Origin of the sequence: Pseudomonas monteilii (assembly GCA_001534745.1) — a bacterium.
Lineage (GTDB): Bacteria > Pseudomonadota > Gammaproteobacteria > Pseudomonadales > Pseudomonadaceae > Aquipseudomonas > Aquipseudomonas alabamensis.
Genome location: CP013997.1, coordinates 2,058,715 through 2,076,572 on the forward strand (window position 1 = coordinate 2,058,715; position 17,858 = coordinate 2,076,572).

Genomic DNA, 17,858 nt, shown 5'->3' on the forward strand with positions numbered 1-17,858 from the left:
GTGCCGAGGCGCCTGGCCGATCGATGTCAGGCATGTCGACTATCGATGACCGCCCATGGCTTGGCGGGCGATGTCCCGATACAGTGCAGGGTAATACGAGGTTCATACAGGCGAGGTAGGCCATGTCGCGCATCATCCGTTTCCACAAGTTCGGCGCCGCCGAGGTGCTGCGCTGCGAGCAGCAGGCCGAGCCGACGCCGACGGCGGGCGAGGTGCAGGTGCGTGTCGAGGCGATCGGCATCAGCTGGTACGACGTGCTCTGGCGACAGAACCTGGCACCGTCCAAGGCGCGCCTGCCGGCCGGCATCGGCCAGGAGATGGCCGGGGTGGTCACGGCCGTGGGCGACGGGGTCGAGGACATCGCCGTCGGCGATCGCGTGGCCAGCTTTCCGGCGGCCAGTGCCAACGACCATCCCGTGTACGGCGACGTGGTGGTGCTGCCACGCACGGCCATCACCCGCTACCCGGACCTGCTGTCGCCGATCGAGGCGAGCGTGCACTACACCCCGCTGTTGATCGCCTACTTCGCCTACGTCGAGCTGGCCAAGGCCAAACCGGGGCAGACCGCCCTGGTGACCGATGCCAGCCACTGCGCCGGGCCGGCCTTCGTGCAACTGGGCAAGGCCCTGGGGTTGAAGGTGTTCGCGGTCACCAAGCAGGCCGAGCAGCGTGCGCCGCTGCTGGCGCTGGGGGCCGACAAGGTGATCGTCACCGAGGAACAGGACCTGCTGCTGCAGGTGGCCAAATACACCGACAGCCGCGGCGTGGACATGGTCCTCGACGGGCTGGGTGGCCCGCAGATGTCGCTGCTGGGCGATGTGCTGGCGCCACGCGGCAGCCTGGTGCTGTACGGCCTGCAAGGCGGCAACCAGACCCCGTTCCCGGCGTGCGCGGCGTTCCAGAAGAACATCCAGTTCCACGTGCACTGCATCGGCAACTTCACCGGCAAGCCTGAGCTGGGCATCGCCCAGGACCAGGCTGCCATGGCGCGGGCGCTGGACGCCATCAACCGCTTCACGGCCGATCGTCTGCTGACGCCGCAGATCGTCAAGGTCTACCCGTTCAGCCAGGTGGTCGAGGCGCATCGCTACATGGACGACTGCCCATGTGGTGGGCGTGTGGTGCTGGACATGGCGCTCGACTGAGCCCTCTGCGCGCGCATCGGCCAGCGGCAGGCATTGCCCCTGGTCGAGCAGTGTGCTCGTTTCCTTTCATAGAACGCGTGATGCGTGTCTTATCTCTTCCCTGAGAAATTTCCTACAGCACAATAAGTAATTGCCGATAGGCTAAGTGGCAAACTTTAAGTGCGCTTTTTGTTATTGTCGGCCCATTGAAAAAGTCTGAATGAAAGTTGGCCGATAATACCCGTCTGAATGGTTTTTTTACCGTGATCTGTATCTGTTATTCCTGCCTCGAGAATCGATAATGGCCCCGTGATAGCCGTCGGCCAGGCCGCGAAAGGCGCGGGCTGGGTCGAATGAAGGCCGCAAGTCGATTACCGCTGTCTCGGCCACGATGCGCCTGAGATGGCTCGTTTTCGAAGAGCGCTTTCATTCAATGACGTGTCGCGTGAAGAGCGAGCCCAGCTGCCAAGGAGGTGCATGACATGGCAAGTACGATTCATGACCAGGCTATGCGATACATATACAAGCAAGTCCTCGAGCGCGTGTTGGACGACATGAGCCGACCCCAGCGCGCTGCATTGCAGTTGTTGGTCCAGCGCCTGGTGGTTGCAGCCGGCGGGCCCGACGAGATCGCACGCTTTCGGGTGTTCTTCCCGTACAGCGGTGACGACCGCGGCAGCCATGCCCTGGCGTGCCTGCGGGCGGCGCAGCTGAGCCTTGCCAGCCGCGGGTCGGCGACCTTCGCGCTGCGGGTGCTGCTGTTGCCCCGGGGTGGGCGCCAGATGCCATTGGGCGAGCGGCTGGAGCGCTGTTTCAGCCGACTGTTCCTGGAGGACGACCCACGCGTCGAGCTGTTGATGGTCGACGGGGGCCAGATCGTGCCGTTCTGCGCGCGGCGCCTGCTCGACCCGCAGCTCGATGCCGTGGGGCGCGAGCGGTTGCTGACCCTCGGGCACCTCTGCCACGGCCAGCCCGAACGGGTGCTCGAGGGCTGGCACGTGCTGGCCCAGGCCAGGGCATGCCGGGCCGCGCTGGACCACGAGGGGCCCGTGGATGTGCTGGCCACCGAACTATCCCTGGCCCAGCAACGCCGGTTGCTGGCCTGGAGCCAACGCTGCCGGCGGGCGATGGGCCTGCCGGATGACCGCTGGGTGCGCTACTGCGCGCGCAGCCTGCTGGACAACCTGACCCAGGTCTACGAACACCTGCCGGCCCATTGCCTGGGTACCGAGCCTGCGCTGGCACACGTGGACGAGCCGGTGTCGAACGAGCCGCGCTTGCAGGTGGTCGATCTGGCCGACCTGCTGCCCGACGACCCCACCCAGGCTACGGTGAGCGACTCAGGGCCATGTCACGGGTTTCGGGAGCCGTCCCTGCCGTGCACGGTCACCCGGACGGGCGACCCTTGGCGCGAAGAGGCCTACCGCGTGTTCCTGCGCGCCCATGCGCTGTCGCCCCAGCAGCTCGACTGCCTGCTCAGCGCGCCGTTCGTAGGCCGTGGCGCGGGGCTGGAGGCCTTCGTCAGGCGCTGCTACCCCGAGATGCGCGTGGCACTGCCCTTGTTGCATCAGACCTTGCAGGGCCGACCTTGCCCGGAAGCGGCCGGCCGTTGGCTGACCACGGCCACCGGGCTGCCGGTCGATACCCTGCAAGCGTTGTACGCCGACCCGGGGCGGCCACAGGGGTGGCGGCACCTGTTCGCGCACCTGGCCTGGCGCCAGGGCGAGCTGCCCGACTGGGCCCGCGGCGGCCTGACGGTCAACGCGAGTCCGACCTCGCAGGTGGCGGCCCGATGAGCAAGTCGAGCCGGGGCGAATTCGCCTACCAAGCCGTGTACCGTTATCTGTTGACGCTGACCCGGCACAACACGGTGTGCAACGAGCCCAAGCTGCCTTCGCTGCGCGATCTGGCCAAGCGCCTGAAAGTCTCGCTCTCGACCGTGCAGCACGCCTACAACCAGCTGGAGCATGAAGGCTACGTGCGGTCGGTGCCCAAGTCCGGTTATTACATCAACCGTTCCATTGACGGTGCGCAGCGTGCACGTCCTCCCGCGCCGGCGATCTCGGCCGGCCACCACAGCCTGCACTTGCTCGAGCCGCCGCTGCCTGCCATGCCGGCGCTGGACCATGCACTGCTCACCGAGGAGCGGCGTCTGGCGCGTCAGGGCAGCCGCAGCGTGCACGAGCGGCGCCTGGCCGGGGAGCTGATGCTGCGCAGCGCCCTGGCCACGCGCTACACGCAGTCGTCGGTGCATTGCTGGAGCGCCGAGGACGTCTACCTGGCGACCGACCTGCAGACCTTGCTGGAAACCGTGTTCGCGGCCCTGCACCTGGAGAACGAAGCCATCCTGGTGCCATCGCCCGTCTGCGCCCGCCTGCTGTGGCTGCTGAACCAGACCGGTCGCCGCGTCGTCGAGCTGCCGCTCGACGCCCGGGGTTGTCCGGATCTGTGCGCGCTGGCGCACTTGTTGCGGCACGAGCGGATCGGGCTGGCGATGTTGCCGTCCTGCCTGGCCAGCCCGCTGGGGCGCGTGATGTCGATGACGGCGCAGCGGGCCATGGCGGCGTTGCTCGATCAGCACCGGGTCTGGGTACTGGAAAACGACCTGGACAGCGAGCATTGCTTCGATGGCCCACCGGTTGCGCGGTTGCGCGATGCGCTCGACCCGGAGCGCCTGCTGGTGCTTGGCTCGTTGCAGGCCTGCGTCGGCGCCGAGGCGCCCTACGTCTACGTGCTGAGCGACCACGAGCCGGTACGTCAGGCCTTCATCTGGCGCGACTTCCGCCTGCCGCCCCTGCGCCAGCACGCCCTGGCACGGTTGCTGGTCAAGGGCCAGGTCGATGCCCACCTGCAGGTGGTGCGTCGCGAGCTGGCTTCGCGGATGGACGCATTGTGCGCGGAGATCGCCCGGCAGGTGCCGGGGCAACTGGCCTTCGAACGTCCCTCGGGCGGGCGCGGGCTGTGGGGGCGGGTCTACCAGGAGACCGATGTGCAGCGTGTGCTGCGCGAGTTCTCGGCCAAGGGCCTGCATGCCGCGCCAGGGCCGATGTTCAGCGCGCGGGGCTGGCACCGGCAGTACATCCTGCTGGCCTGGGAGGGCGGCCGCCTGAACGACCTGCGCCAGGCCGTGGGCCTGCTGCGGCAACGGCTGGCACGGCATCGACAGCCTGACCGCTGATCCAGCCGATTTGCCTGGCGCCGCCGTCTGTATGTATAACCAGTGCGTCAATCCCTTTGCCGCCTGTCTACCGTGATCGCCCATTCCGTCGAAGAACCCTTCTACTACCTGTACAACTTCCAACAGGTACTCGACTGGGTCGAGCTGCGCTACGCCGACCTGCTCGACGAGCAGGAGCGCGCGTTCATCCGCACGTTCGCCGAGTTACCACGCCCTGCGCGTGCCTTGCTGGTGCGCATGGTCATGCGCAAGGGCGAACTGTTTCGTACCGACAAGCTCCAGTACGCCGAGATCGGCTGCACGCACGCGGCCCTGGCCCCCTTGCTCGACACCGGTTGGGTGGCCGAGCAGATCGAACTGGGCGTCGAGCAGCTGTTTGGTCTGCTGCGCAAGGATGAGCTGGCGCGGTGCTTCGCCGGGCAGTTGAGCCGGCCCAAGGCGCTCAAGCACGAGCTGCTGGCCGAACTGCTGGCCCTGGAACTGGCGCCGCGCACCCTGGCGTCGTGGTTCCCGACCTTTCCTGAGCGTGTGGTGCAGTGGCGTCTGCAAGCGTTGTGCGATCGGCTGCGGCTGCTGTTCTTCGGCAACCTGTACCAGGACTGGTCGGAGTTCGTGCTGGCCGACCTGGGCTTCGCCCGCTACGAGCAGGTGGCCTTCAGCGCTGATTCGCGGGCCTTGCGCAGCCGTGAAGACGTGACCGCGGCCATGGCGCTGCATGCCTGCACCGAACAACTGGAGCAGGGTGCCACGCCGCAGCAGGTGTTCGCCGCATTACCCGCGCTTGCCGCCGACAACCCCTGGCTGGCTCGGCGCCGGGCGCGTCTGCTGTTCGGCCTCGGCCAGCAGTGCGAACGCCTGGGCGACTGGGAGCAGGCCACGGCCATCTACGCCGAGTGCCAGCACCCGCAGGCGCGCATCCGTCAGGTGCGTGTGCTCGAGCGCAGCGAGCAGTGGGACGCCGCCCATGCCTTCGCCACCCAGGTGGCCGAAGCCCCGGCCAATGCCCTGGAAGTGCAGGCCCTCGAACGCATGCTGCCACGCCTGGCGCGCAAGCTGGGCGGCGCGCCGCGTTCACGTCGCAAGGCGCCGGCGGCCAACCTGATCCATCTGGTGTTGCCGGCCGAGCACGCCAGCCTCGGGGTCGAGCGCGCGGTCGGCCAGTACCTGCACCAGGAGCATGGCGGGCAGGTGCACTACGTGGAGAACACCCTTTTCAACGGGCTGTTCGGGCTGCTGTGCTGGGAGGTGATCTTCTCGCCTGTGCCGGGTGCGTTCTTCCACCCGTTCCAGAGCGCGCCGCAGGACCTGCACGAAGCCGACTTCCAGCTGCGCCGCGCCGAAGCCTTCGAGGCGTGTTTCGCCCGGCTCGACGCCGGTACCCATGCCGAGGTCATCCGCCAGGTTCACCAGGCCAAGCAAGGCTTGCAGTCGCCCTTCGTCTGCTGGCCGGCGCTGTCGCCCGAGTTGCTCGACCAGGCCCTGGGCTGCCTGCCGCCGGCGCACCTGAAGGCGTGCTTCATCCGGCTGTTGCAGGACATCCGCAACAACCGCACCGGCATGCCGGACCTGATCCAGTTCTGGCCCGACGAAGGCCGTTACCGAATGATCGAGGTCAAGGGGCCGGGCGATCGCCTGCAGGACAACCAGCTGCGCTGGCTGGAGTTCTGCCGCGAGCATGGCTTGCCGGTGGACGTCTGCCACGTGCGCTGGGACAACGCCGCTTCATGAGCTACACCGTCGCCGTGCGTGCCCTGTGCGAGTTCAGTGCCAAGGTGGGTGACCTGGACCTGCGCTTCACCCCATCGCCCACCGCCCAGGAGGGCATCGACGGCCATCGCCGCGTGGTGGCGCGTCGGGGCGCCGGCTATGAGGCCGAGGTCGCGCTGGAAGGGCAGTACCAGAGCCTAAGGGTACGGGGGCGGGCCGACGGCTACGACCCGGCGCTCAACCGCCTGGAAGAAATCAAGACCCACCGCGGCGACCTCTCGCGCCAGCCGGACAATCACCGGCAACTGCACTGGGCGCAGGCCAAGGTCTATGGCTGGCTGCTGTGCCAGGCGCGGCAGCTCGAGCGCATCGAGGTGGCCCTGGTCTACCTGGACGTCGACAGCGACCGGCAGACGGTGATCAACGAGTCCTGGCAGGCAACCGACCTGGAGCGCTTCTTCGACAAGGTCTGCGGGTATTTTCTTGGCTGGGCCCAGGCCCAGGAGCAGCGGCTGCTGGCGCGCAACGAGGGCTTGCAGGCGTTGCAGTTCCCGTACGCCGCGTTCCGCCAGGGCCAGCGACAACTGGCCGAGACCCTGTACAAGGCGGTCAGCACCGGGCGTTGCCTGATGGCCCAGGCCAGCACCGGCATCGGCAAGACCCTCGGCACGCTGTTTCCGCTGCTCAAGGCCACCACGCCGCAGCGGCTCGACAAGATCTTCTTCCTGACCGCCAAGACCCCCGGCCGCGCCCTGGCCCTGCACGCGCTGCGCCAGTTGACCGAGGCCTCGCCACAACCGGCGTTGCGAACCCTCGAGCTGATCGCCCGCGACAAGGCCTGCGAGCACCCGGACAAGGCCTGTCACGGCGAGTCCTGCCCGCTGGCCCAGGGCTTCTACGATCGCTTGCCCGCGGCACGCGAGGCAGCCAACCAACGGCCTCTGCTGGATCAGGCCGGCGTGCGCGAGGTGGCGCTGGCGCACCAGGTCTGCCCCTACTACCTGGCCCAGGAGATGGCGCGCTGGGCCGATCTGGTGGTGGCGGACTACAACTACTACTTCGATGCCCACGCCTTGCTCTTCGGCCTGGCACAGGCCAACCAGTGGCGCACGGCGGTGCTGGTGGACGAGGCGCACAACCTGGTCGAGCGCGGGCGGCAGATGTACAGCGCCAGCCTTGACCAGGGCCAGCTGGCCACCTTGCGCAAGCGCAAGCCGGCGGGGCTGACCGGCGTGCTGGACGGGCTCAATCGCGCCTGGAACGCCCTGTACAAGGAACAGCGCGCGCCCTATCAGGCCAGTGCGGCGGTGCCCGAACCTCTGCTGCGCGCCTTGCAGCGTTTCGTCGGGGTGGTGCAGGAGCAGATGAACCAGGCCCCGGTCGGCATCGAGCCGGACCTGCTGGCGTTCTACTTCCATGCCTTGCAGTTCACCCGCGTGGCCGAACTGTTCGACGAGCATTTCCTGTTCGACATCAGCGTACGCGAAGGGCCGGGCAAGCGGCGGCTGGCCACCTTGTGCCTGCGTAACGTGGTTCCGGCCCGGTTGCTGGCGCCGCGCATGAGCGCCGCCCGCAGCGTCACGCTGTTCTCCGCCACGCTCGGGCCGCGGCAGTTCTACACCGACTTGCTGGGCATGCCCGCCGACACGGCCTGGCTGGAGGTGGCCGCACCATTCCGGGCCGAGCAGCTGCAGGTGCGCATCGCCAGCCATGTGTCGACGCGCTACCGCGAGCGGCAGGCGTCGCTGGCGCCGATCGTCGAGCTGATCGCCGAGCAGTACGCACGGCAACCGGGCAACTACCTGGCGTTCTTCAGCAGCTTCGAGTACCTGGAACAGGTCTCGCGGTTGCTGGCCGAGCTTCACCCCTCGATCCCGCGCTGGGAGCAGGCGCCGGGCATGGACGAGGCGCGACGCGAGGCCTTCCTGGCGCGCTTCTTGCCGGACGGGCAGGGGGTCGGTTTCGCGGTGCTGGGCGGGGCGTTCGGGGAGGGGGTCGATTTGCCCGGTACGCGGCTGATCGGCGCCTTCGTCGCCACCCTCGGGCTGCCCCAGGTCAACCCGATCAACGAGCAGTTCAAGCAGCGCCTGGGCCGCCAGTTCGGTGCGGGCTTCGACTACGCCTACCTCTACCCCGGGGTGCGCAAGGTGATCCAGGCCGCGGGCCGGGTGATCCGGGGTGACCACGACCAGGGCACGCTGGTGCTGATCGACGAACGCTTCGCCGAAGCGCGGGTGCGGCAGATGTTTCCGTCGTGGTGGCAGTGTCCTGAGGGGTAGGGGCGTGTACAGGGGAATGGGTACCTTCATCCCTTGAGGAAAGCATTTTTTGCGCTATCCATGCGCCATTTACCTTGCGTGTTTTGGTGGGCCCTGCGGGCCCAATCGCGGCACTGGGGCCGCTCCTACACCCGTAGCCCCACCGCGGGGTTGCAGACTATCGCGGTCCCCTGTGTGGGCCCCAGCGCCGCGATTGGGCCCGCAGGGCCCATAAAATCATGCGGTGGTCAACTTTTTCCGGACACCTTGATCGGTGATTTTCAGGCGGCCTTCAGCTCGTATTGATTCGGAGCCAGGTAGCCTAGTGTCGAGTGCAACCGTGTCCTGTTGTAGAAGCGCATGATGTAGTCCGTGATGTCCTTGATCGCCTCGCCATGATTGGCGCAATCCTTGCGCCAGACGCGCTCCATCTTCAGGTTCAGGAAGAAGCGCTCCATCACGGCGTTGTCCCAACAGTTCCCCTTGCGACTCATGCTGCAGTGCATGCCGTGCCGCGCCAGCAGACTCTGATAGGCAACGCCGGCGTACTGGCTGCCGCGGTCAGAGTGGGCAATCAGGCCCGGTGGCGGCTGCCGTTGCGCAATCGCCAGTTGCAGGGCATTGCATACCAGGTCGGCACGCATGTGCGGCGCCATCGCCCAACCCACGATCTTGCGCGAGAACAAGTCCATGACCACGGCCAGGTACAGCCAGCCGCTGCGGGTACGGATGTACGTGATGTCAGCTACCCAAGACTGATTGACCCCTGCTGGCGTGAACTGGCGGTTGAGCAGGTTTGGGGCGACCGGGTAACTGTGCTTGCTGTTGGTAGTATGAACAAACTTGCGTTTCCAGACTGGGCGTAAGCCCTGTTGTTTCATGAGGCTGCGGACCTTGAAGCGACCGATGACCATGCCCTCATTGCGCAGTGCGCCGAGCAGGCGGCGGCTTCCGTAGCAGCGCTCCGTGGATTCGAAGGTGGCCTTGAGCCGGGCAGTGATCGGACAGGCCGGACGCGGTCTGGCTTGTTGCTGACGGGCTTCGTAGAACCTCGAGCGACTGATCCGCAGTACCCGGCAGACACGTGCCACCGGGTAGGCCTTGCGTTGCAATTGGTGAACCAGCTGGTGGATCACTTCAATTCGCGGGCAAAGAAGGCCGTAGCTTTTTTTAAGATGTCGTTGTCCATCTTCAACTCGCGAACCTGCTGCTCCAGCTGGCGAATCCGCTGCTGCTCACTGGTAAGCGGCTTGCCGATGCCCGGACCACCCAGCTGCTCGGCCTTGTACTGCTGAACCCAGCGGCGCACGGCCGTGTCGCTCAGGCTCAGATCCATGCACACCGAGTTCACACTCTGGCCCTGGTCGACGATCAGCCGGCAAACCTCCAGCTTGAACGCAGCATCGAATTGTCTGTATTTCTTGGTCATGAAAACTCCTCAGTAGGGGTATTTTCACCTATTGAGGTGTCCGGGGCCATTAGACCAGCTCATCAGCCAATCCTAACGATCCCCCTGATTCCCTTCCCAAAGCACCACCCATCTCCCGCAGGGGACCACGATCGCCTGTATCACGGCGGTATGACTACGGGTGTAGGAGCGGCCCCAGTGCCGCGATTGGGCCCGCAGGGCCCACAAAATCAGCCAAGCCCGACTATCCCCCTGACGCCCTTCCCAAAGCACCACCCATCTCGCTCGTCCCCCCCAAACAGATCCAACGCATCGCCCACCGCACAAACGCCCAGCCCCTTGCCCCACATCACCTCGCCGCGCCCGAGAACTCTCAGTACACTGCGTGTTCCAACCCCCCACACTCCAGAACACGAGGTTTTCATGACGCTCAGTCCCTTGGCAGGCAAGCCAGCACCTTCCAGTGTGCTGGTAGACATTCCCCGCCTGTTGACCGCCTATTACACCCACCGCCCTGACGCCAGCGTGGCCACTCAGCGCGTGGCGTTCGGCACCTCGGGTCACCGCGGCACCTCGTTGGAATCGAGCTTCAACGAAGACCACGTGCTGGCGATCACCCAGGCCATCTGCCTGTACCGCCAGGCCCAGGGCATCGACGGCCCGGTGTTCATCGGTGCCGACACCCATGCCCTGTCCGCACCTGCTGCCGCCAGCGCGCTGGAAGTGCTCGCCGCCAATGGCGTGCAGGTCAGGCTGTCCAAGGACGACGAGTACACCCCGACCCCGGCGGTGTCCCATGCGATCCTCTGCTACAACCGCGACCGCCAGCAGGGCCTGGCCGACGGCATCGTCATCACCCCGTCGCACAACCCGCCGCAGAGTGGCGGCTTCAAGTACAACCCGCCCAATGGCGGCCCGGCCGACAGCGACGTGACCAAGTGGATCGAGGCCAAGGCCAACGAACTGCTGGCCGCCGGCCTGGATGGCGTCAAGCGCATGGATTACGCCCAGGCCCTGGTCGCACCGACCACCCAGCGCCATGACTACATCGCCCATTACGTCGAAGACCTGCAGCACGTCATCGACTTCGACGTCATTCGCCAGGCCAACCTGCGCCTGGGCGTGGACCCCCTGGGCGGCGCTGGCGTCCACTACTGGCAGGCCATCGCCGACCGTTATCAGTTGAACCTCGAAGTGGTCAACACCGAGGTCGACCCGACCTTCCGCTTCATGACCGTCGACTGGGACGGCCAGATCCGCATGGACCCGTCCTCGCCGCACGCCATGCAGGGCCTGATCGGCCTGCGCGAGCGTTTCGACGTGGCCTTCGCCTGCGACCCGGACCACGACCGCCACGGCATCGTCACCGCCGACGGCCTGCTGGCCCCGAACAACTACCTGGCCGTGGCCATTGACTACCTGTTCCGTCACCGCCCGCAGTGGCGCGCCGATGCGGCGGTGGGCAAGACCGTAGTCAGCAGTGGCCTGATCGACCGCGTCACCGCGCGGCTGGGGCGTCGTCTGCACGAAGTGCCGGTCGGCTTCAAGTACTTCGCCCAAGGGTTGTTCGACGGCTCCCTGGGCTTCGGTGGGGAAGAGAGCGCGGGCGCGTCGTTTCTGCGGATGGACGGCGGGGTGTGGGCTACCGACAAGGATGGTCTGATCCCGGCGCTGCTGGCGGCCGAAATGACCGCCCGCACCGGACGCACGCCGAGCCAGGCCTACGCTGACCTGACCGAGGCGCTGGGCCGTCCGTACGCCACCCGCGTCGAAGCCAAGGCCGATCCCCGTCAGAAATCCCTGCTGAGCAAGCTGGCGCCCGAGCAGGTCACCTCGACCGAACTGGCCGGCGAAGCCATCGAGCAGATCCTCAGCCATGCGCCCGGCAACGACCAGGCCATCGGTGGCCTCAAGGTGATGACCGCCAATGGCTGGTTCGCCGCACGGCCGTCGGGCACCGAAGACATCTACAAGATCTACGCCGAAAGCTTCATCGACGAGGCGCACCTGCAGCGCCTGGTGGCAGAAGCCCAGGTGCTGGTGGACGCTGCCATCGCCTGATGGGGCAGATGGGCCCCCCCGGTCGAAGGGGCCCGCATCATCGACCGGTCGTCGCCCTGGCGGCCGGACATCACGACTGCGCCGCCTTGATCGTCACCACGCCCTTGCCGGCCAGGGCGATCTCGATCACCGTTTCATGCTCGGCGCCACGGGGGCCGACCGACGCCGTTATGCCTCCCTCCGAGATGTTCTCCAGACGCGCGTGAATCGGTTGCCCGACAGGATCAATCAACGCGTCGTAGGCCAGCAGCTCGACCTGTTCGATCAGTTGTCGGCTACGTTCATCCGTCGCACAGAAGAACAGCACACCGCTCAGGTGCGGATCGTCGTCCGGGTTGTGCAGGTCGTGATCGACCAGTGCGCGCAGGGCGGTGCGCAGGGGGTGAAGGGCGGGGTCGCGGGTGGGCATGAGGGCGGATTCTCACAGACGGTAGGCCCGGGCCGGGCCAGCGCTTGATCATGGGTAGGGGGCGCAGGCCTGACAATGTTGTGGATTCCCAAGAGGTTGTAGGAAAAGGTTTAAGTTGTGAGTGGCAAGTGGCAAGTGGCAAGTGGCAAGCGGCAAGCGGGTAGGGCTGTGCGTCATGGTCAAGGGTAGAAACGGTGTGGCTGATTCTACGGGCCCGTTGGGCCCGATCGCGGCACAGGGGCCGCTCCCACACCCGTAGCCCCACCGCAGGGTTGCAGGTCGTCGCGGTCAACTGTGGGAGCAGCGAGCAGCGAATTGCAAGCTGCAAGCGGGTAGGGCTGTACGTCATGGCCAAGGGTAGAGACGGTGTGGCTGATTCTACGGGCCCGTTGGGCCCGATCGCGGCACAGGGGCCGCTCCTACAGGGTCCGCGATGACCTGCATCGCCGCGGTGTAACTATGGGTTGAGCGGCCCCTATGCCACGCCACGGTGTAACTACGGGTGTAGGAGCGGCCCCTGTGCCGCGATTGGGCCCAACGGGCCCACAAAACCAGCCAAATCCGGTTGGCTCCTTACACCGTTCTCAACGCACCACCCTTCCCAGCTTGCAGCTTGCAGCTTGCAGCTTGCACCCCCCACCCCCCACCCGACACAATTTTCACATCCCCTTGCTAGCATGCCCCCACCATCGACACACGAGGAAAGGTGAGTGGGCGTTCGTACGCGGCGTATCAAAGGCGTCATGCTGGTGTCAGCCGGTGTGGTGGTCAGTGCCTTGGGCTTCTTTGCCTGGCAGAGTTTCTACCCGGTCCAGGCTGCCAAGGGCTGGGCCGTGGAGGTGGTGCACGGATCGGTCGACAAGGCCGCCTCCCTGGTGCCCCTGGCCGACGGCAGCCTGCTGGTCAGCCGCGAGCTCAAGGACGGGCAGGGCAGTATCCTGCGCATCACCCGCGAGGGCGAGCGGGAGGTGATGGTCAAGGGCCTGTCCAAGCCCGACGGCATGATCGCTGCCCAAGGCGGCTGGGTGTTCAGCCAGGAGGGCGGCAAGGCGCCGGTCAGCCTGTCGCGCGATGGCCAGGTCACCCACCTGTTCGAGGGCGAGAACGTCCAGGGGTTGTGGAGCGATGCCCAGCACCTGTACGCGATCGAGGACCGCAAGGCCGATGGCCGTCTGATGCGCTACGACTGGCGCACGGGTGCACTCGACGTGTTGCGCTCGGGGCTGACCGAGGGCGAAGGCCTGACGCGCTGTGGCGAGGGTCGTCTGCTCTACACCGAAAAGGCCGCTGGCCAGGTACGGGCCCTGACCCCGGACAAGCGCGACCCAGTGGTGGTCGCCGGGTTGCGCAACCCGACCTTCCTGATGTGCGACCAGCGTGGGTTGTGGATCAGCGAGGACTCCACCCACCGCGCCCGGTTGCTGCGCATCGACCCCCAGGGGCATCAGCACACGGTGTTGACCTTCCTCAAGGCGCCCCAGGCGATCGTGCCGGACGGAGAGGGCGGCTACCTGCTGGCCGAAGGGGGACGTGACCGGATCCTGCACCTGACGCCACAGGCCGGGCAGCCCGACGCGGAAACGGTGGCCGAGAGCAAGCCGGGGGCCTGAGGTGGAGTGGGCCTGGAAGGCAGGGCACAGCTTGAACGGGCGGTGAGGCCACTGGCGTCATCGCGGGCAAGCCCGCTCCCACAGGTGACTGAGCTTCGCGGCCAGTCTTTCACTACTCGGCACATGCCCAACCGCATGCGGCACCTAGCAGGGCCTTATCGCTGGCAAGCCAGCTCCCACCCAGATCCCTGCAGCCGTCAATGTAGGCAGGGCTGCGCAAGCAGCTTGTGGGAGCGGGCTTGCCCGCGATGAGGGCGGTGCAGGCGATGCCAAGCCTGCCGCTTGAGCCTCGACACGCCGCCCGCACCACCGCCTGCCTTACACCCTGAACTGATCCATCAACCCCTGCTGCTGATTGGCCAGCCCATTGAGCGACTGGCTGACCCGCGCCGCTTCGCCGGCCTGTTCGGACAGCGACTCGGTCACGTCGCGGATGGTGGCGATGTTGTGGTTGATCTCTTCGGCCACCGCGCTCTGCTCCTCGGCCGCGCTGGCGATCTGCAGGTTCATGTCGCTGATCACGCTGACCGCCTCGCCGATGCGCTGTAGGGCGCTCACGGCATGGTTCACCTGCTCGACGCTGTCCTGCGCCTGGCGGTGGCTGCCTTCCATGGCCGAAACCACGTCGTGGGTGCCGGCCTGCAAGGCTTCGATGACCTGCCGGGTCTCTTCCACCGACTCCTGGGTACGCCGCGCCAGGTTGCGCACCTCGTCGGCGACCACGGCGAACCCGCGACCGGCTTCACCGGCACGGGCGGCCTCGATCGCCGCGTTGAGGGCCAGCAGGTTGGTCTGCTCGGCGATCGAGCGGATCACTTCCAGTACGCTGCCGATCTGTTCGCTGTTGCGGGCCAGGCCGCCGACCTGGTCCATGGCGCTGTTCATCTCGTGGGCCAAAGCATCGATGCCGGTGGTGGTGCGGTCGATCACCGCCAGGCCTTCGCGGGTCGCCTGATCGGCTTCGCGTGCGGCTTGTGCGGCCTGGGCCGCACTGCGGGCCACGTCCTGGGCGGTGGCGCTCATCTCCTGCGAAGCGGTAGCAGCCTGGTCGACCTGGCGGAACTGCTGTTCCATGCCGGCGCTGGTCTGGCTGGCGATGGCTGCCGACTGCTCGGCGTTGCCACGGGCAGCGGTCACCGACTGCTTCACCTCGGCCACGATCGGCTGCAACTTGTCCAGGAAGCGGTTGAACCAGCCGGCCAGCTGGCCCAGCTCGTCCTGCTTGGCGTATTGCAGACGGCGGGTGAGGTCGCCTTCGCCGCTGGCGATGTCCTTGAGCATCGCTGCCACGCCGAGGATCGGCCGGGTCACGCCGCGCGCCAGCAGCCAGACCAGCAGCAGGCCCAGCAAGGCCGCACCGATGCCCAGGGCCAGTTCCAGCCAGGTGCCCTGGGTGTTCAACTGGTCGAGTTCCTGCTCCAGCGCATCGGCCGGTTCGGTCAGGACTTGCTTGGGCGCATCCAGCATCACGCCCCAACGCTTGCCACCCGGGATCGGCGCGAAGGTCGCCAGTACCTTGAGGTGATCGGCATCCTGCACCAGGCTCATCGGCTTGCCTTCGCCCAGCAGGCGCGTCAGCTCGGCGCCCTGGGCGGTGTCCACCTGGTCGAAGCGCGTGGCCAGCTTGCTGGCATCGCCACTGTAGCCAGCCAGCAACCCGCCCGGGCTGAGGATGCCCACGCGGGTACGGCCTTCGTACAGGCCGCGGCTGGCTTCTTCGCTGAGCGCCTGCAGGCTGTTCAGGTTGATGTCCACCGACAGGGTCCCCATCACCCGATCGGCGACCATCAGCGGGAACACGATGCTGGTCATCAGCACCTGCTGGCCTTCCACTTCATAGAAATAGGGTTCGCTCACGCACACCTGGCGCGTGCGATTCGGGCAGGCCCACCAGGTGTTGGCCGGCTCGCCGCTGGGGCCGACGCGGGTGTCGGTCATGTCGCTTTCCGGCAGGGTGGTGGCGGTCAGTTGCCCGGCCCGCGGTTGTGACCAGTACAGCGCGAAACGCCCCTGAGGGTTGCTGCCCAGGGCGGCCTGGTCAGCGAACCGTGCATCCTGGTTGTCCAGTCCGTCCGGCTGGAACACCAGCGACAGGCCCAGCAACTCGGGTTTGCCACGCAGCGCGTTCTGCACGAGCGCGGCCAGTTCCTGACGCAGCTCGCGGGCGTCGATGCCGCGCTTGCTGGCCTGCTCGCGCAGGAACAGCACCTGCCGCACATAGCCTGCACCGTAATGGTACGCCTCGGTGAACTGACGGCGGATGTTCTGGGCCTGCACCGTGCCCTCGGCCTCGATGCGCGCCTGGGCCGCCTGGGTCAGCATCTGCGTGCTGCTGGCCTTGACCAGGTCGCTGGTGTGGTCCATGCGGTAGAGAGACAGGCCGACCAGCAGCGTGACGATGGCTGCCAGGCATAGCCCGGCCAGCAGGGTGATCTTCCATTGGATGGACAGTTGACGCAGTGGCATGAAGCGAGCCCCTTGGTGAGTTTCAAATCGGCATGACGGCGTATCGGCCGTGTACGGGCAATCTTGATGACCGTCATGACTTTGACATCCAGGGTGCCCTGCTTCAGAGTGTGCGCCCTTCGTGAAACCCGTTCCTGGGCCTTGGCGTGGCAGCCCAAGGCTGCACCCGCGCCTGGCCGGGCCGTTCGCACCCTGTCGGCGCTTTCCTGGTCGCTGGGCGGTGTCACGGTCCCTTGGCGCTAACGTTCAGCCGTCCGCGAACGTCCAGGTACAGGCAACCCGTCGCTTTTCATTCGTCGCAAGAGGTAGATCCGTTCATGAATGCAGTCATTGCCGCGGTCAGCGTCATGCTGGTGCTGAGCCTGTCCCGCGTGCACGTCGTCATCGCGCTGATCGTCGGTGCGCTGACCGGGGGCCTGGTCGGTGGGCTGGGCATCGAGGGCACGCTGGCGGCCTTCAACGGTGGTCTCGGGGGCGGGGCCACGGTGGCCTTGTCCTACGCGCTGCTCGGCGCCTTCGCCGTGGCCATCGCCAAGTCCGGACTGGCCCACGCCCTGGCCGACCGCGCCCTGCGCATGATCGACCTGCAAGGGCATGCCGAAGGGGGCAAGGTCAAATGGCTGCTCATCGGCCTGCTGCTGATGGTCGCGATCGCCTCGCAGAACGTGCTGCCGATCCACATCGCCTTCATTCCGCTGCTGGTGCCGCCGCTGCTGTACGTGCTCACCCGACTGAAGATCGACCGACGCCTGATCGCGTGCGTGATGACCTTCGGCCTGATCACGCCGTACATCTTCCTGCCGGTGGGCTTCGGCAACATCTTCCTCAACCAGATCCTGCTGGCCAACGTCAGCCGCGCCGGCGTCGACATCAGCGGCATCAACGTGACCCACGCCATGGCCCTTCCGGCCACCGGCATGCTGGTTGGGCTGCTGGTGGCGGTGTTCATCAGCTACCGGCGCAAGCGCGAGTACGACCTGTCGCGCATCGAGCAGGTCGAGCAGGTCGCCGTTCGCTACAACCCCATGACCCTGCTGGTGGCGGGCATCGCCATCGTCTTGGCGTTCGTCGTGCAGCTCTGGCTGGATTCGATGATCATCGGCGCCATGGCAGGCTTTCTGATCTTCTCGCTGTCGGGCATCGTGCGCTGGAAGGACACCGATGACCTGTTCACCGAAGGCATGAAGATGATGGCCATGATCGGCTTCATCCTGATCACCGCCTCGGGCTTCGCCGAGGTCATGAAGGCCACCGGCGACGTCCAGGCCCTGGTCACCAGCGCTGCAGAATGGATCAACCACAGCAAGGGTCTTGGCGCCTTGCTCATGCTGCTGGTGGGGTTGCTGGTGACCATGGGCATCGGCTCGTCGTTCTCCACCGTGCCAATCCTGGCCGCGATCTTCGTGCCGCTGTGCGTGCAGTTGGGCTTCGACCCGCTGGCCACCGTGTGCATCGTCGGCACCGCCGGCGCCCTGGGCGATGCCGGCTCGCCAGCGTCCGACTCGACCCTCGGTCCGACCTCGGGGCTCAACGTCGACGGGCAGCATCACCACATCTGGGACACCGTGGTGCCGACCTTCATCCACTACAACGTGCCCCTGCTGGCCTTCGGCTGGATGGCGGCGATGGTGCTCTGA

12 protein-coding genes are annotated in these 17,858 nt (G+C 66.6%); 8 read left to right on the top strand and 4 right to left on the bottom strand.

Features of this window, described 5'->3' with window-relative positions:
• The first annotated feature begins 122 nt into the window (after positions 1-122).
• The 5 genes from APT63_08995 (at position 123) to APT63_09015 (ending at position 8,288) form a co-directional block, all read left to right on the top strand.
• Positions 123-1,145, top strand: coding sequence for an alcohol dehydrogenase (locus APT63_08995; GenBank protein AMA45753.1), 1,023 nt, complete (start codon positions 123-125; stop codon positions 1,143-1,145).
• 488 nt (positions 1,146-1,633) lie between these two features.
• Positions 1,634-2,920, top strand: coding sequence for a hypothetical protein (locus APT63_09000; protein ID AMA45754.1), 1,287 nt, complete (start codon positions 1,634-1,636; stop codon positions 2,918-2,920).
• On the top strand, positions 2,917-4,302 hold the full coding sequence (locus APT63_09005) for a hypothetical protein (protein AMA45755.1): 1,386 nt from the start codon (positions 2,917-2,919) through the stop codon (positions 4,300-4,302). The genes APT63_09000 and APT63_09005 overlap by 4 nt, the downstream gene beginning before the upstream one ends.
• A 72-nt stretch (positions 4,303-4,374) precedes the next feature.
• Complete coding sequence (locus tag APT63_09010; GenBank protein ID AMA45756.1) at positions 4,375-6,030, top strand: nuclease; 1,656 nt, start codon at positions 4,375-4,377, stop codon at positions 6,028-6,030.
• The gene (locus tag APT63_09015) at positions 6,027-8,288 is read left to right on the top strand and encodes an ATP-dependent DNA helicase (GenBank protein AMA45757.1); all 2,262 of its coding nucleotides are present in this window, start codon (positions 6,027-6,029) and stop codon (positions 8,286-8,288) included. The genes APT63_09010 and APT63_09015 overlap by 4 nt, the downstream gene beginning before the upstream one ends.
• Positions 8,289-8,548: 260 nt before the next feature.
• Here the strand turns inward: APT63_09015 and APT63_09020 are convergent, their stop codons facing one another.
• On the bottom strand, positions 8,549-9,403 hold the full coding sequence (locus tag APT63_09020; GenBank protein AMA45758.1) for an integrase: 855 nt from the start codon (positions 9,401-9,403) through the stop codon (positions 8,549-8,551).
• Positions 9,400-9,696: a transposase gene (locus tag APT63_09025; GenBank protein ID AMA45759.1), complete on the bottom strand. Its 297-nt coding sequence runs from the start codon at positions 9,694-9,696 to the stop codon at positions 9,400-9,402. Before APT63_09025 ends, APT63_09020 begins: the two co-directional genes overlap by 4 nt.
• A 402-nt stretch (positions 9,697-10,098) precedes the next feature.
• On the opposite strand from APT63_09025, the gene APT63_09030 reads away from it, so the two are divergent.
• Positions 10,099-11,736 carry a phosphoglucomutase gene (locus APT63_09030; GenBank protein ID AMA45760.1) on the top strand — a complete coding sequence of 546 codons (1,638 nt, stop codon included), beginning with the start codon at positions 10,099-10,101 and terminating at the stop codon, positions 11,734-11,736.
• 70 nt (positions 11,737-11,806) lie between these two features.
• On the opposite strand, the gene APT63_09035 is transcribed toward APT63_09030, so the two are convergent.
• A complete protein-coding gene (locus APT63_09035) occupies positions 11,807-12,145 on the bottom strand; it encodes a hypothetical protein (protein AMA45761.1) in 339 nt (112 codons plus the stop codon).
• A 743-nt stretch (positions 12,146-12,888) separates the two neighbouring features.
• Here APT63_09035 and APT63_09040 point away from each other — a divergent pair.
• A complete protein-coding gene (locus tag APT63_09040) occupies positions 12,889-13,755 on the top strand; it encodes a hypothetical protein (protein AMA47836.1) in 867 nt (288 codons plus the stop codon).
• 318 nt (positions 13,756-14,073) lie between these two features.
• Here the strand turns inward: APT63_09040 and APT63_09045 are convergent, their stop codons facing one another.
• Entirely contained in the window at positions 14,074-16,221 is a 2,148-nt protein-coding gene (locus APT63_09045) for a chemotaxis protein (protein AMA45762.1), read from the bottom strand.
• A 317-nt stretch (positions 16,222-16,538) separates the two neighbouring features.
• Between APT63_09045 and APT63_09050 the strand changes: the two genes are divergently transcribed.
• Positions 16,539-17,858 carry a sodium:proton antiporter gene (locus APT63_09050; protein AMA45763.1) on the top strand — a complete coding sequence of 440 codons (1,320 nt, stop codon included), beginning with the start codon at positions 16,539-16,541 and terminating at the stop codon, positions 17,856-17,858.